Consider the following 15,140-nt stretch of genomic DNA (forward strand, 5'->3'; position numbering starts at 1 on the left):
ACTCGGATCAAACTTCAAACAAAGCTTTGAGCACCCAAATTACGCAACAAGAAACCGCCTTTTCCTACATCGTGGCGATCGTGTTTATTTTAACGATGGTGGCGATTTCAATCATGCTCAACGATCGGGAAATCATTTTACCAGAAATTGCGGCTATGGCCATAGCCATTTGGGTGTATAGAGAAGCGGGGTGGGTTCGGCGGCCAGCGATCATTTTTGTGGCGCCTTCAGCCACGGCGGCTATTGGCTTTGCGGTGAATCAGCTCCATCTTGCTTATTTAGGGAAAGTCAGCTTGACGCTCGTTCTGATGATGCTCTTTTTGCGGCTTATCCAATCGAACTTTGCACCATCCATTGCGACAGGATTACTGCCCTTAGTTACGAATGCAACCGAATGGACGTTTATGGCCTCGGTCTGCATATTCTCATTCATCTTGATGCTGGGCGTGCTCGTATTTCGCTTCAACAAAGGGCTTGAGAAACGAGTAAACATCGAGTACAAGTATATGCTCGTCTTTTTAGTGCTGAATTTCGCATGGATGGGATTATGTATCATCGCTGGCTATCCCCAATTGTCAGTCATTCCACCGATATTAGTTGTCGTCTATGAGTCTCTGCAAAAGCCGATGTATAGCCGTAAAATGGCGATTAAACAATGCCTTGTGCTCACGGTATCTGCAACTGTCGGAACGATGCTCTATTTTACTATCCCGTGGGGAATCGTTGTTGCGCTCTTAGATATGCTGCTGATGCTAATCTTGCTGCACATCGTGGGGATTCGTGTACCTGCCGTATACGCTTTTCCACTGCTCCCGTTCGTGTTTCCTAAAGAAATCGCGGTAATGCTCCCGATAAGTGCTTTGCTTGCATCCGTTTTTTTGTTCGGATCGGTATGGATGTACAAATCATATGAAGCGAGGCAAAGATAGAGAAAAGCTTAGAAGGGGAGCTTGACCCTATTTTGCATCAGCCCAATTTCACTACATATATACTAACTCCAAGTCATAGCTTAAAAATAAGACAATTCCTGTTCGCTAACTGGAGGGTAGACCATGTATATTGAAGTTGAGAAAGGTGTACGTGTTTTTGTACAAGATCTGAATCCAGGACCAAATAGTAAGACGATATTTTTCGTTCACGGTTGGCCGCTAAACCACACCATGTATGAGTATCAATTCAACGTGTTGCCGCAGTTTGGTTTTCGGTGTATTAGTATGGATATTCGAGGTAATGGTCAGTCTGATAAGCCTTGGGGAGGCTATACGTACGATCGATTAGCGGATGATATCGCGGTGGTATTGAATGCGTTAAAATTAGAAAACATCACTTTAGTTGGCTTTTCTGTAGGTGGGGCACTTACGATTCGATACATGTCTAGGTATAAAGGTCGGCACGTTTCTAAATTAGCATTGATCGATGCGGTATCTCCTTCGTTTGTTAAAAATGCTCAATCTCCTTATGGGATACCGAAAGAGCAGGCCGAAGCGCTTATTAAGCAAATGTATGTGAATTTACCTAAGTTTCTTAGTGATATTTCTGTGATGTTCTTCAATCGCAACAAGGGAGCGGAAATGTTAAATTGGTTTATTAATGTGGGGTATCAATCGGCTTCCTACGCGCTTATTAAAATATTGCAAGCCGCATCTACCGAAGATGTAGTGAACGATTTAAGTCAAATTCATGTTCCAACTGCGATACTACATGGTGTCCATGATCAGCTCATTCCTTATCAGAGTGCGCAGCTCACCCAGCAGCGAATTAAAGGTTCGCAACTATTTCCTTTGACGAATAGTGGACACGGAGCACCTATTGATCAATCTGATGAGGTTAACAAGCTGCTGATGCAATTTGCTAACTCTTAGCGGGGGCTTTGGTGATTGGAGCAGGATGGTATGAAGTGTAAAAATAAAACGTACGCGCACACTCCGTGAGAAGTAGTGCGCGTTTTTGCCGTTGTTAGATGTGTGGATGTACAGTGTGGATGTACACCAGATGCAGTCAATGAATTTATTGAAGCGGCTTTAAAGATGCAATTTCCGATTCGGAGAGGCCACTCGCTTTGGCTATAACGGAAACTTCGATTCCTAACGCCAGCATGTTTTTGGCGATTTCAATCGCCTTTTTACGCTCTCCTTCAGCGAGTCCTTTCTTATGCCCTTTTTCTGTGGCCCACTCGATCATTGAAGCCTCATCATGCAAGTACTTCTGCCGTTCTTCATACAACCGACGTGATTCTTGATCCTGACTCAAAAATTCCAGCGTATCCATTGCTTTTTTCAATGTTGGCTCGTTCATCCTTAGCACCTCCCAGTTCGTTTTGTCGGAACCTTTTAGAAACAACAGCCAATTAATTAATCCACCCTCAACAGGAACCGTCTGTTCGTCTAGCTTGGATAGTTCCATAAAATGAACCTCGATATCATCGGTCAGTTCAATTCCGGTATGGTCTTCCCGCAAATGGAACACATTGTGATAACGGTTATTCGAAATGAATGAATAATTCAAAATATTAATAGTGACGCACTTTTTTAGCTCTTTGTAGGTCTGGCCTTCTTGCAACTGGCTAGAGTAACGCTTACTCCAATAGTATAGGGTACGCTTTTCGATGTCATATTTATTAAATAATTGCATTTCAATGTTAATCAGCTTATCTTCTGCTGTCTTCGCCCATATATCGAAGATGGACTGCTTATCCAGCGGAGCGTCCTTATCCGTATACGGATTCAGGAGAACAATTTCCGTGAGTGGCGGCTCGCCAGACTCCGCGAAAGTTCGGTTTAAGAAAGCAAGCAGCACATCTTTGTTCTCCTCACTGCCAAAAATCCGTTTGAACACAAAATCATTCCGAGGATCGAGCAAGTCCGTCATTTGTCAATCAACTCCATTTATTTTGATTATAGCATGCTTGGTGTGTGATGTTGTAGTTCTAGATGAACCCTAAGTATTGAGGAACTATTAATGAGAGGGCCAAGTTCGGTTAGCGAAATTGTACAGCTGATAAAATAGTGGTCAGCCGCAAGTATCCCGCCATTAACATGCTGGGACGGAAACGTTATGTGGAGGCGTTTAATCCAATCGATATTAAAATGCTGGAAATGAAGCAATAATAATTTGGAATATTTTTCTTTAAGCCTAAACATTCATATAGTATAATGTGAACAAAATGAGGAAGATTTCATGCGTACGCGCACACTCCCATAGGAGCAGTACGCGTTTTTTGCCGTCTATTAAGGGACTGGCTTTAATAAGGAGTGATGAAAGTGGAGCACTACCGAGCAGCAGGTGAGTTTTGTTGGTTGGATATAAAAACATGCAATATGGCTTCAGTCCAAACCTTTTATAAAGATGTACTCAATTGGAGGTATCAACAAGAGTCTTGGCCTCATCGGTTGTATCCAACCATTTATGCGGGCAACGATCAGGTTGGGGGATTCACAGACCTGAATTCTCCAGCGTTCCCACCCGGAACAAAACCACACATCAGTGTATATGTGGCGGTTAATCATGTCGATCAAACTGTTGCTAGAGTTGAACAGGCAGGCGGGAACCTCCTGCTGGAACCTTTTGATTTGGGCGATTTCGGTCGGATGGCAACCATTCAAGATTCGGCAGGCGCTGTTCTGTCTATTTGGGAGTCACGGCGTTTTAAAGGAATGAATGTCAATTTGAACCGAGAGGGAGCACCTTTTTCGTTTGAACTTATGACAACGGATCTGGCCTGTTCTATTGAATTCTACACAAAGGTGTTTAACTGGACAGTGGAAATTAAACATGAGGAAACGCTCGCAAGTGCTGAGGTCAGACACGAAGGGAAGAAGGTCGGCAGTATGAAGGAAGCCTCTCTTGAAACGGGGGAGACGGAATGGAGGGTCTGTTACACCGTTAAACATTTAGAAAAAGCAGTCGAAAAGGCTCAGTCATGGGGAGCCAAAGTCATAACCAACGCTCGTAAAATTCCTGCTGGTCGCATAGTTGTGATAACAGACCCTGATGGTAATGCTATTTCCTTCATCGAGCTTGAGAAGCAAGCCTGATAAGAATACATTAGAGTTGTGAGCTTTTTACTAGCTAGTTGCATCTACTTAATCTTTTTATAAAGGAATTGAGAGAAATGGATGAACGAAGAATTTTAATTATTACAGACAAAGGTGATCAAATCTTAAACTTTAAAGTAGACGACAACTAGACAAGTCGAAAATGATAAATAACGAATATAAATCGCCTTCGTCATGAATGAAAGTAGAAGGTACGTCCGCTCGTTTCATATGAGTACTTCCAGTTGTATGTGCTCGGCATTGACCTAGGTTGCGAATTTACCGATAATTAAGGGAAGGAGTAATCCATTATCTATTAAATATGAAAGTGACGCCGTATGTGATGGGGTTCACTTTTTTCAGGAGATTGGAGTCATAACATGAGATATCGCAATTTAGAAGAGTGCATCATCGATTTAGAGCAGCATGGGCATTTGATTCGTATACATGAAGAAGTTGATCCTAATCTCGAAATGGCTGCTATCCATATGAAAGTGTATGCGGCGGGCGGCCCGGCTTTATTGTTTGAAAATGTAAAAGGGTCGAAGTTCCGCGCGGTATCCAACCTTTTCGGCACGATCGAGCGCAGTAAATTCATTTTCCGGGATACACTGGAGCCGGTGCAGAACGTCATCGCGCTACGCAACGATCCGATGAAAGCGCTCAAAAATCCATTTAAATATGTCGGAACCGGATTATCAGCAAGAAAAGCGCTACCTGTTAAGAAAAACAGCCGTCCGGCTGGGTTTCAGGAAATCCAAATTTCCGATCTTCCGCTCATTAAATCTTGGCCGGAGGATGGCGGAGCTTTCGTAACGTTGCCTCAAGTGTATTCGGAGGACTTGGACAAGCCAGGCATTATGAATTCCAATCTGGGGATGTACCGTGTACAGCTTAGCGGCAATGAATATGAATTGAACAAAGAAGTAGGCGTTCATTATCAAATTCACCGCGGCATTGGCGTGCACCAACACAAGGCGAATAAACTCGGTGAGCCGCTTAAGGTGAGCTGCTTTATCGGTGGGCCGCCTGCGCATACGTTGTCGGCTGTAATGCCATTGCCTGAAGGCATGAGCGAGCTGACCTTTGCAGGTTTGCTGGCTGGACGTAATTTCCGATACAGCTATGAAGAAGGGCATTGTATTAGTCATGATGCTGATTTTGTGATTACGGGTGAAATTTACCCCGAAGAGACGAAGCCAGAAGGGCCTTTCGGTGATCATCTAGGCTATTATAGCCTGACGCACCCATTCCCTGTCATGCGCGTGCATAAAGTGTACGCCAGACAAAATGCGATTTTCCCGTTTACGGTCGTGGGCCGACCACCGCAAGAGGATACGTCCTTCGGCGCGTTGATCCACGAGTTAACAGGGGGAGCAATACGCCAAGAAATTCCGGGCGTAAAAGAGGTGCATGCCGTCGATGCAGCAGGGGTGCATCCATTGCTGTTTGCTATTGGTAGCGAACGCTATACGCCTTATCAAGAAGTGAAGCGCCCAGCAGAAATTCTTACGCTCGCCAACCGGATACTAGGAACGGGTCAGTTGAGCCTCGCTAAGTATTTATTTATCGCGGCTGAAGAGAAACAGCCGATAAGCACGCATCATGCAGAGGAATTTTTAGCTTATATATTGGAGCGAATCGATCTGCATCGCGACATTCATTTTCAGACGAATACAACGATCGATACCCTTGATTACTCCGGAACGGGCTTGAATACGGGGAGTAAGGTCGTCTTCGCGGCTGTAGGCGATAAGAAAAGAGACTTATGCACGGAGGTTCCTGTTCAGCTGCAAGAACTGCGAGGATTTGAACGAGCGGCATTCGTTATGCCAGGCATTGTGGCGATCCAAGGATCTGCATTCACGAACTACACGGAAGCAGCGCAGCAAATGAAAGAATTGAGTGAAGCGATTCGTGACAAGGGTGAGCTGACTTCATGTCCGATGATCATCGTATGTGATGATAGCGAGTTTATGGGGGCAACGATCGATAACTTCCTCTGGGCTACATTTACACGCAGCAACCCGTCCCATGATATGTACGGCGTGAATAGTTACTATGAGCATAAGCATTGGGGCTGCGATAATGTTATCATTGACGCTCGTACGAAGCCGCATCAAGCACCGCCATTGATACCTGATCCAAAGGTTGAGGAGAGCATTAAGCGCTTATTTGCACAAGGCGCTAGTTTAAGTGGCATTTCGATATCGTTAAAGCAAGTGTGAGTCTCCCTGAACTGCCCCGTGTCATGTAGACAGGGGCAATTCAGGGAGAGGTGTCTTATTAAATGTTAAGGGAACGTCCAAGTTTCATTCCTACAGGGGTGGAACTTGGACGTTTTTTGTCTGAAAGCTTGTTATGAAAGGCTCCGCCATTTCCTTGCTATCCAATTGGCGTTGCCATGCATTTTAACATGTGGAGTGAAATCATATTAATGTAAAAATGCAGCTATTGAGTACAAATTGATGATTACGAGAGAATGCCTGCTAATGTGCAGGTATTTCAGTCATCTAAAGGCTAGCTAAGGGTTTAACGAGCGAAAAGATGCACAATTGCACTTATTTTATCGTTCAAGTAATAAGTTGATGAGAAAAGATGCATAATTGCAGGCATTCGACCACACTGCACAACACGAGACTCCATAACATGACATGAAACAACTTTCCATTCTATCGTTCGAATGATTTAATCGACTCTATCTCCTTCCATGCCTTTTCCACATGATCTTACTAACAGCCTTAAAATACAACCTCTACAATTGACATAAACCCAGTGCCTTCGTTTGAAGTTCGTATCGAACGACATGTTTATTTTGCGCTCCAGTTATGGAGCATAAAAGTTCTTTCTTACAGAGAGTGTGAAGCGTACGAACAACAGTCCGATGGTTGATGCTTAGGTGATTCTCAACATCAATGGGGCGCAGGGGACGTGCGAGTAAATAAGCAAGACGAATGACTTCCCGTTCCATTACACTAGTCAAATGAGTGGGTGTCCCAATTGGCTGATATCGGCTAAGTACCATACGCAGCAACATTATGCATAGTTCAGGACGCTGTGCAACATCATCGTAGGCAAATGAAATCATTTGATACCCTATTGCTGTTAAAAATGTTTCTCGGTTCAGTTCATTGCAATATTTTAGTCTATCCATATCACGTACGTGTGTACCATAGCCCTTGACTTCAATAATGAGCTTTTCATGCGGTGTAAGGAAGACGAAATCGCAAAAATAGGAGCGACCTCTCCAGTCCATTACTTCAAATTCTGGATGCAATTGTTCGAAATGTCCTCGTAGCGGCCACCATATGTTGCGACAAAATAATTGCTCGGCCTCTCGATGTCCTCGCTCCAATCGACCTCTACGTTCTCCTGACCTGCTCTGAATATGAGTTTGGATAAATGCAGCGTGTGTTTCTTCGAAATTCATCCTCTATATCCCTCCAGAAAAATAAAAAAAACGTCCCGTTTCTATTCGCACAGGAATAGTTCGGGACGTTCTTCGTCTTTCCTTAGTATACTCGGAGATTAAGACTGATGCCATACTAAGTCGTTTTACATGCTATACCGCTAGGTACGTAGTAGTTGCTACTTAGCCCCAGATACGCAGTAGTTACAACTCAGCACACATTAGACGGTAGCTTCTTCAGCTTTCTTCTGAACTGCTTTAACACTTACATGCAACCAGTAACAGAAAATGATACAGAGAACTGCTGCTGCTAGGAGCAAGTAGAATCCGCTGTTCCAACCCCAAAGGTCAACAAAGAGTCCGAATAGCGTCGTACCGAGCGATGCACCTAAAAGGTAGCTCATGATTCCGCGCAAACCAACTGCGGAACCAACTGCAAATGGAGGTACAACTTCGAGCGTTTGCAACGAGCACAAGAATTGCGGTACATAAACCAAAGCACCGATAAGACCTGCAAATATCGTTACCATAATCAAGGAGTCACTTAGCCAGTAACCGATGATACCGAAGAAAATAATGAACATACATATAATTGCTGGTGGCATACGATAGCCTCTAAAGAATCTGTCCGTCATGTAGCCAACCAATAGTGTGGAAGGAATAGCCGCCCATTCGAAAATAAGGAACGCGAAACCCATTTCACCTTTAGAGAATCCTTTTACAGTTGACAAGTAAATCGGCAACCAACTGATAACACCAAAGCGGATCATGTACACGAATACGTCTGCAATGGATACTAACCATGCATTTTTATTTTTAAGTACATAGTTGTAGAGAATGTGCCAAGCCGTCATGTCAGATGGTGCTTTTTCATCTTTTTTCCCAAGTGCTGAATCAAGATTATCTTTGTACATTTCACTAATAGGTGGCAAACCTTCGTGCTCAGGCTTTTCTCTTGTCAAGAACAAGATGACAAGCACGAACACAACGGCGATAGCTGCAGGAATTTGATAGCTTGCCACTTTCCAATGCTCATCTCCACCTAGCATGAGCAAGCTGAAACTTACGATCGGACCTACGATACCGCCGCCGATGTTGTGAGAAATGTTCCATACGGCTGTAATGAAGCCACGTTCTTTACGCGGGTACCAGTTCGCGAGCGTAATAAACGAAGGACCGACACCCATACCTTGGAACAAACCGAGTAACACGACGAGTGCTGCAAACACCCAAAAGGCTGTACTGAAGCCTAACATAATATTAACCATCGCACAAAGTGCTAGACCTAAAGCCATATAACGCTTTGGACTTGCTTTGTCCGCGAGGCTACTCATAACACCTTTACTAATACCGTACGTGATAAGCAAGCAGCTGATGAGCAAACCGATCTCGGTATTGCTAAGCCCTAACTCTTGCTGTAATTGAGGTGTAGACAATTTAAAGTTATTCCGAACAATGTAGTATGCCATGTATCCGAAGAATACACCTAGCAAAGCTTGTAAGCGGAACTGTCTATACTTTTTCTCGATCTGATCCGCTGGGACCTTGGCAGAAGCCATCTTTGGTCTCAAAAATGAAATCACAGTTTTCAACCCCTTTTAATTATGTAGCGCTTTCATTTCGTTTTCTGTGCACGTGTTGATTGCCCCCCTTTATTATCAAGTTCATTAGACCTGCTAACTATCAGTGGAACTCTGATTTTTTTGTAGGAATTATCGCTTAATATGTAGGAATAATTCCTACAAAAACCCGCATGGAACATGCGATGCGGGCTTCCTAGATTGATATCCATTACAGACAGGACATATCATGCTATACTAGGTGATCGAATTATGATTTCGAATAACTGGGGTGGGATTTTGAATAGGCATGTCGTGATTATACTTGTGTGTGTAGTAGCTATGTTATTGTCAGGCTGTCAGAACGCTCGCTCGGAATACCAGATTGACTTTACCAAATCCGAGCCGGCTCCTGAGCCCTTTCAGGAGAGCAGGAATGATCCTATTCGTGTGACTTTTTCAAGTTTGCTAGCACCAGCCGATACGATTAAGCACTATAGGAAGATTGCCAATCATATTGGGGAGCAATTGCAAAGACCAGTCATTTTGATCCAACGGAAAAGTTATCGAGAAATGAGCATGCTCATCATTAATGGTGGTGCAGATATCGCTCTTCTCTCAGCAGGGGCCTATCTCACTTATCGAAATGTGGAAGAATTGGAACCTATCGCGGTTCAAGAACGGATGGGGGTTCCCTATTATCAGGGGTATTTGGTCGTCAATAACTCGCAAGAGGATATTGATCATATCCTTGATCTAAGAGGAAAGAGCATTGCTTTTACAGACCCGATCAGCTATTCAGGTTACTTATTTGTGAATCAGAAGCTGGCAGAGTTGAATGAGACGCCGGAACAATTTTTTGGTCGGTCCATGTATACGCACAATCATGAGCATTCGCTTAGAGCGATCATGGATAACGTCGTCGTTGCTGCCGCGGTGAACAATTCAGTATTCGAGCAAGCGTTACAGAAAGATCCGGAATTAGCCAAAAATTTAAAAGTAATCGCGAAATCCAAGCAGCTCAGTACAGGTCCTGTGGTCGTCAACCGCAATCTGTCGGAAGAAGAAAAGAAAAAAATAAAACATATTTTTTTAACGATGCATGAGCATGAGGCCATCCAAGCGGCGCTCAAAGGCATATCCATTGATCGATTTGTACCTGTAGATCCTTTATTATTTGACAGCGCTCACACGGTTACCGGAAGAGGCCGATCATGAGGTGGATGAATAAGTTTCAAATCAATCAAAAAATATTTGGGGCTATTATGGTCTCGCTGCTATTTCTCGCCTCTATTTTGGGCTACATTATTTGGGAGTCGCTAACGAATATGATGGCGGATGAACTTAAAAAACGAGGATTAAATATTGCGAATACGATTGCGGCATCATCTTCTGATTACATATTGACGGACGATTACTATGCGACATATTTTTTAATTTCACAGGCGCAGCAAGCAAATGAAGATGTCCGTTATATTTTGGTCATTAATAATAATCATGGTCTCGTTTCTCATACGTTTTCAGGTGATCTTCCTAAAGGGATTATGGATACCCATATGCTTTATAAACATGGTCAGCCCCATGTGGAAACGCTTGTCTCTAACGAAGGACTCATTCATGATGTGCTCTTTCCCATTGAAGATGGTGACATCGGATTTGTCCGTGTGGGGATGACGGAGAAGCAAGCGAAGGCCGACATCAAGAACAAAATTGGGAAGCTAATTATCGCTACCATACTCGTTTGTGTTGGGGCCGCAGGGATTGCCTACTGTGTAACTCGCATTATTACGAGGCCGATTAACAATCTTGTGCGAGTTGCGTCGGGGATATCGGCAGGGAAACTATCTTTGCGAGCTCATGTATCGAGCAATGATGAAATTGGTAGGCTGGCTCAGGCGTTTAACGAGATGGCTGATAACTTGATTAGCTCCAATAAAGAAGTCGAGGCATTGCTGAATGAATTGCAGGACAAAGATCGCGTACGAGACACTCTCATCTTAAAGCTCATTTCCGCACAAGAGGATGAGCGCAAACGAATATCGCGCGAGCTTCATGATGAGACAAGCCAAGCACTCACTTCGTTAATCGTGACGATGAGGGTCATGGCTAATGAAGCAAAAGATGCCGAGCAGCAAGAGCTGCTGACGACAAGCAGAGATATCGCTGCTGGCATCCTGCGGGAAATTAGAGACCTTGCGGTAGAATTACGGCCGCCCATTTTGGACGATATGGGCTTAATTGCGGCTATGCGAAAGTATGCCAATAAATTTGAAGAAAAGTATGCGATTGAAGTTCATCTTACGGTGCCCAATGACGATATAGTTATTGAAAGCCACACCGCTGTTGCCTTATATCGAATCCTGCAGGAGAGTTTGACGAATGTGGTGAAACATACGGCTGCAACTCGAATCGATGTCCGCATGGAAGCGTTACAACAGGCGATTAACGTCACGATTCGTGATAACGGACATGGAATCGAGCAGGAGGACTTCGAGCAGGCGCGCCGGCAAAATAGGATTGGCATTCATGGCATGAGGGAGCGATCGTTGCTGCTCGGCGGAACGTTCCTGCTAGAAAAATCGGATTGGGGCGGGACTGAACTGAAGGTGTCCATTCCACTAAAATGTGAGACAGAATGAGGGATACGAGATGGAGCAGGTAACAAGAGTCATGTTGGCTGACGATCATGCTTTGATTCGTTCAGGTCTTAAGTTGTTGTTGGGCAAGCGCCCTTCATACGAAGTTGTGGGCGAGGCGGCCGACGGAATTGAAGCGCTGCGACTGTACGAGGAGCTGCTGCCGGATATTTTAATTCTCGACATCAGCTTGCCTCGAATGGACGGTATTCAAGTGCTTAAAGAGATTAAAGCGCGACATGCTGATGCCAAAATAATCGTATTAACAATGCATGAAGATGAGGACTACATTAACGCCGTCATTCATGCAGGGGCGTCTGGTTACGTTCCAAAGGCTGCCGTCGATGAGGACTTGTACGCGGCCATCGATTCCGTGATCAAAGGATACGTATTTTTGCGTCCTCAGGAGACACACGTACTACTGTCCTCTATCAAAAAAAAGTCAATTCAAGAAGAGCATCATAGGCTCTACCATCTACTTAGCTCACGTGAAAAAGAAGTGTTGGATTATTTGTCCCGAGGTTATTCGCTCGTCGAAATCGGTCAGAAGCTAGTACTAAGCGTGAAAACGATAGATACGCATAAGAGTAGACTAATGGCCAAGCTAAACGTAACGAAGAAGAGTGAGCTCGTCGAATATGTTATCAAGCATAATCTACAAAATAAGTAACTACCTTTGTAATACTTTATATTGCCAACTCGATCGATTGTGCTATAATAATGTCGAATGGATGCCCATTCACGTCATACACAATAGAAAAAGTGATAGACAATGGAAGTTTGGTGCAAATCCAACGCGGTCCCGCCACTGTAATAGGCTGAGTATTCAGTCTTAAGTCAGGTCGATTGTCTAGTAACTTTGCCTGACCCGTCATTTCGAGGCGAAAGTGACTGGTTTACAAGTCTAGTGACGTATTCTGCCTCGCTAGGCTTTTTTTATGTGGCTAGAAGGCTGCCAACGCTGCTGTTGGCGATGCCAGGTGCTCGCCGCCGAACACATACAACGACGTATAGCTAGCAAGTGGGGAGTTCTTCAATGTCGAGGAACGATGTGCACAACGAGGTGCATCCCTTTTTTATATAACTCTTCTTCATGTACGATGCAGTGACATATAAGGTTGACGAGTGTCTCGATTGCGGTGTACAGTGGAGAAAGACAATTACAAATGCAATCATTGTGTACAATGGCGTACACATTATATAACAAGCAAAGAGGCTTTTAAGGGATTGAGTTCCTTTAAAAGCCTCTTTTTTGTTACCTAACTGCTTTGTTATCTAACTATTTAGCGAGCCATTCGTATTTCGTAACATTTTGGAGGTGCCTTACTTGAACAACATTTCAATCAAGACGAATATTTATTTAGGACAAGGTGCGTTGAATCGCCTGTCGGAGTGGAAAAAGAAACGAATTTTTGTCGTTACGGATCCTTTTATGCTTAAATCGGGGCTTATTAATATGTTGTTTGAACGGTTGGATGAGAGCAACGAGCAGTACATTTTCAGCAATATCATCCCTGATCCTCCTGTAGAAATCGTCACAGAGGGTGTGGAAGCGCTCGGTGCGTTTCAGGCGGATCTGATTATCGCCATTGGCGGAGGCTCTGCGATAGATGCGGCTAAAGCGATGAAGCTGTTTGCGCAAAAAATACTCAATCAACGAGACATTCCGTTCATCGCAATCCCGACAACGAGCGGAACAGGTTCTGAAGTGACTTCATTCTCTGTCATTAGCGATAAGCAAAAAAATATTAAATATCCGCTCGTGTCTGAGGATATGTTGCCGCAAGAAGCGATCTTGGACCCGGAATTAGTCAGAAGCGTGCCTGACTTTATAACCGCGGATACAGGGATGGACGTATTAACCCATGCCATTGAAGCGTACGTCTCTACTAAGGCGAACGATATTACCGATGCGATGGCAGAGAAGGCGATCAAGCTCGTATTTTCGTATTTGCCACGTGCTTATAAGGATGGTAATGATATGGAGGCACGGGAGAAAATTCACAATGCCTCCTGTCTCGCCGGTATAGCGTTCAATATGACATCGCTCGGCCTTAATCATGGTATTGCTCATGTCGCTGGAGCTAAATTCCACATTGCGCATGGACGCATGAACGCGATGCTGTTGCCGTACGTCATTGAATTTAATGCGGACTACAAGCCAGGCTACAGCAAAGAGGAGAGCAACGCGACGGCAGCAAAATATGCCGAAATATCCAAATTGCTCGGGCTGTCGGCTCCGAATGCGAAGAGCGGCGTTCGCAGTCTGGTACAGGCGATTAAACAACTTCAAAAACAGCTCAATATGCCGCAGACGCTGCGTGAGCAAGGTGTGGAGAAAGCTGCATTTCAAGAAAATCGTCAGCTGATTGCCGAGGGAGCGCTACAAGATGGCTGCACGGCTACGAATCCGCGTGTGCCTACCACAGCTGATGTCGTACAAATTTTGAACAAAATGTTTCAATCTTAAATTAAAGTTTAATTATGCGTGAAGTTCGTGCGCAATGCGGTTGACAACGTTTACAGTTTTCAAATATAGTGAAAGTAACACAACGGCGTGTTGCATACAAATACAAGCGATGAGGCTTCTTAAAAATTCCGTGGCGAACTTTTAAGGGGTCTTTATGTTTTTTTACAGCAAAATCGTGTTTCTTACAAGAAATGGGATGAGAGTATGGACAACCAACACAACGAAAAACAACGTGTTATTCAAGAATATGTACCTGGTAAACAGGTTACGCTGGCTCACATTATTGCGAACCCCAATGCGGATATTTATAAGAAGCTGGGGCTAGTAAGCGAAACGCGTGATGCCATCGGAATTATGACTATTACACCAAGTGAGGCCTCCATTATTGCAGCAGATATCGCGACGAAGGCGGCAGGGGTGCAGATCGGCTTTGTCGATCGGTTCAGCGGCTCGCTCGTCATTACGGGAGATGTATCATCCGTGGAATCTGCGGTAAGTGAAGTGCTGATTGGGTTGCAACATATTTTAGGCTTCTCAGCTGCGAAGATTACGAGAACGTAAGGAGAGAAGCCGCAATGAAGAAATTGATCGTGGCCGGAAGTACGGGCTCAGGCAAGACGACGCTGTGCCAATGGCTGCACGGCCAAGAAATTGCGTATAAGAAGACGCAAGCGATTGAAACACTCGATCAGGCGATCGATACGCCTGGGGAGTGCATCGAGAATCGATACTTGTACAAGATGCTGCTCGTCTCCAGCGTTGATGCAGACGTAATCGGACTTGTGCAAGATTGTACGAAGGAAGACAGCTATTTTCCGCCAGCCTTTGCGACCGTATTCGCCAAGCCGGTGATCGGCATCGTGACGAAAGTAGAGCTGGCACAGACGCTAGCACAGATCGCCGAAGCGCGAGCACATTTGCAAGCAGCGGGTGCGGAATATATTTTTGAAGTCTCGACGATAGAGAACGTTGGAGTAGAGGCGCTTCGCAACTATTTGGAGGCGTAGACGACGTATATGTTTCAGAAAGAAG

Annotated in this window: 13 protein-coding genes and 1 riboswitch; of the genes, 10 read left to right on the forward strand and 3 right to left on the reverse strand. The window is 44.5% G+C overall.

Features of this window, described 5'->3' with window-relative positions; genetic code table 11:
• Positions 1 to 26: 26 nt before the first annotated feature.
• Entirely contained in the window at positions 27 to 929 is a 903-nt protein-coding gene (locus tag KIK04_RS17765; RefSeq protein ID WP_232278798.1) for a hypothetical protein, read from the forward strand.
• Positions 930 to 1,052: 123 nt separating this feature from the next.
• On the forward strand, positions 1,053 to 1,862 hold the full coding sequence (locus KIK04_RS17770) for an alpha/beta fold hydrolase (RefSeq protein ID WP_232274934.1): 810 nt from the start codon (positions 1,053 to 1,055) through the stop codon (positions 1,860 to 1,862).
• A gap of 145 nt (positions 1,863 to 2,007) precedes the next feature.
• On the opposite strand, the gene KIK04_RS17775 is transcribed toward KIK04_RS17770, so the two are convergent.
• Positions 2,008 to 2,868, reverse strand: a complete 861-nt coding sequence (locus KIK04_RS17775; RefSeq protein ID WP_232274935.1) for an Rpn family recombination-promoting nuclease/putative transposase — start codon at positions 2,866 to 2,868, stop codon at positions 2,008 to 2,010.
• Positions 2,869 to 3,260: 392 nt separating this feature from the next.
• Between KIK04_RS17775 and KIK04_RS17780 the strand changes: the two genes are divergently transcribed.
• Both KIK04_RS17780 and KIK04_RS17785 read left to right on the forward strand, forming a co-directional pair.
• Complete coding sequence (locus tag KIK04_RS17780; RefSeq protein WP_232274936.1) at positions 3,261 to 4,034, forward strand: VOC family protein; 774 nt, start codon at positions 3,261 to 3,263, stop codon at positions 4,032 to 4,034.
• A gap of 380 nt (positions 4,035 to 4,414) precedes the next feature.
• Positions 4,415 to 6,262 (forward strand): UbiD family decarboxylase, encoded by a 1,848-nt coding sequence (locus KIK04_RS17785; RefSeq protein ID WP_232274937.1) that lies wholly within the window; start codon positions 4,415 to 4,417, stop codon positions 6,260 to 6,262.
• Positions 6,263 to 6,789: 527 nt separating this feature from the next.
• Here the strand turns inward: KIK04_RS17785 and KIK04_RS17790 are convergent.
• Both KIK04_RS17790 and KIK04_RS17795 read right to left on the reverse strand, forming a co-directional pair.
• Positions 6,790 to 7,464 carry a DUF559 domain-containing protein gene (locus KIK04_RS17790; RefSeq protein WP_232274938.1) on the reverse strand — a complete coding sequence of 225 codons (675 nt, stop codon included), beginning with the start codon at positions 7,462 to 7,464 and terminating at the stop codon, positions 6,790 to 6,792.
• A 200-nt stretch (positions 7,465 to 7,664) separates the two neighbouring features.
• Positions 7,665 to 9,026 carry an MFS transporter gene (locus KIK04_RS17795; protein WP_232274939.1) on the reverse strand — a complete coding sequence of 454 codons (1,362 nt, stop codon included), beginning with the start codon at positions 9,024 to 9,026 and terminating at the stop codon, positions 7,665 to 7,667.
• Between the two features lie 249 nt (positions 9,027 to 9,275).
• Here KIK04_RS17795 and KIK04_RS17800 point away from each other — a divergent pair, with 249 nt between their 5' ends.
• From KIK04_RS17800 to KIK04_RS17825, 6 genes are all read left to right on the forward strand, one after another.
• Positions 9,276 to 10,220: a substrate-binding domain-containing protein gene (locus KIK04_RS17800; protein WP_232274940.1), complete on the forward strand. Its 945-nt coding sequence runs from the start codon at positions 9,276 to 9,278 to the stop codon at positions 10,218 to 10,220.
• Entirely contained in the window at positions 10,217 to 11,641 is a 1,425-nt protein-coding gene (locus KIK04_RS17805; protein WP_232274941.1) for a HAMP domain-containing sensor histidine kinase, read from the forward strand. The genes KIK04_RS17800 and KIK04_RS17805 overlap by 4 nt, the downstream gene beginning before the upstream one ends.
• 10 nt (positions 11,642 to 11,651) lie before the next feature.
• Entirely contained in the window at positions 11,652 to 12,308 is a 657-nt protein-coding gene (locus KIK04_RS17810) for a response regulator transcription factor (protein WP_232274942.1), read from the forward strand.
• 78 nt (positions 12,309 to 12,386) lie between these two features.
• Positions 12,387 to 12,538, forward strand: a riboswitch (adenosylcobalamin (AdoCbl) riboswitch).
• A 427-nt stretch (positions 12,539 to 12,965) separates the two neighbouring features.
• Positions 12,966 to 14,108: a 1-propanol dehydrogenase PduQ gene (locus tag KIK04_RS17815; RefSeq protein WP_232274943.1), complete on the forward strand. Its 1,143-nt coding sequence runs from the start codon at positions 12,966 to 12,968 to the stop codon at positions 14,106 to 14,108.
• 204 nt (positions 14,109 to 14,312) lie between these two features.
• Positions 14,313 to 14,669 (forward strand): ethanolamine utilization microcompartment protein EutS, encoded by a 357-nt coding sequence (eutS, locus tag KIK04_RS17820; RefSeq protein ID WP_232274944.1) that lies wholly within the window; start codon positions 14,313 to 14,315, stop codon positions 14,667 to 14,669.
• Positions 14,670 to 14,683: 14 nt separating this feature from the next.
• Positions 14,684 to 15,115: a EutP/PduV family microcompartment system protein gene (locus KIK04_RS17825; protein ID WP_232274945.1), complete on the forward strand. Its 432-nt coding sequence runs from the start codon at positions 14,684 to 14,686 to the stop codon at positions 15,113 to 15,115.
• Positions 15,116 to 15,140 lie beyond the last annotated feature (25 nt).

The sequence above is a fragment of the Paenibacillus sp. 481 genome, from assembly GCF_021223605.1.
Classification (GTDB): domain Bacteria; phylum Bacillota; class Bacilli; order Paenibacillales; family Paenibacillaceae; genus Paenibacillus_B.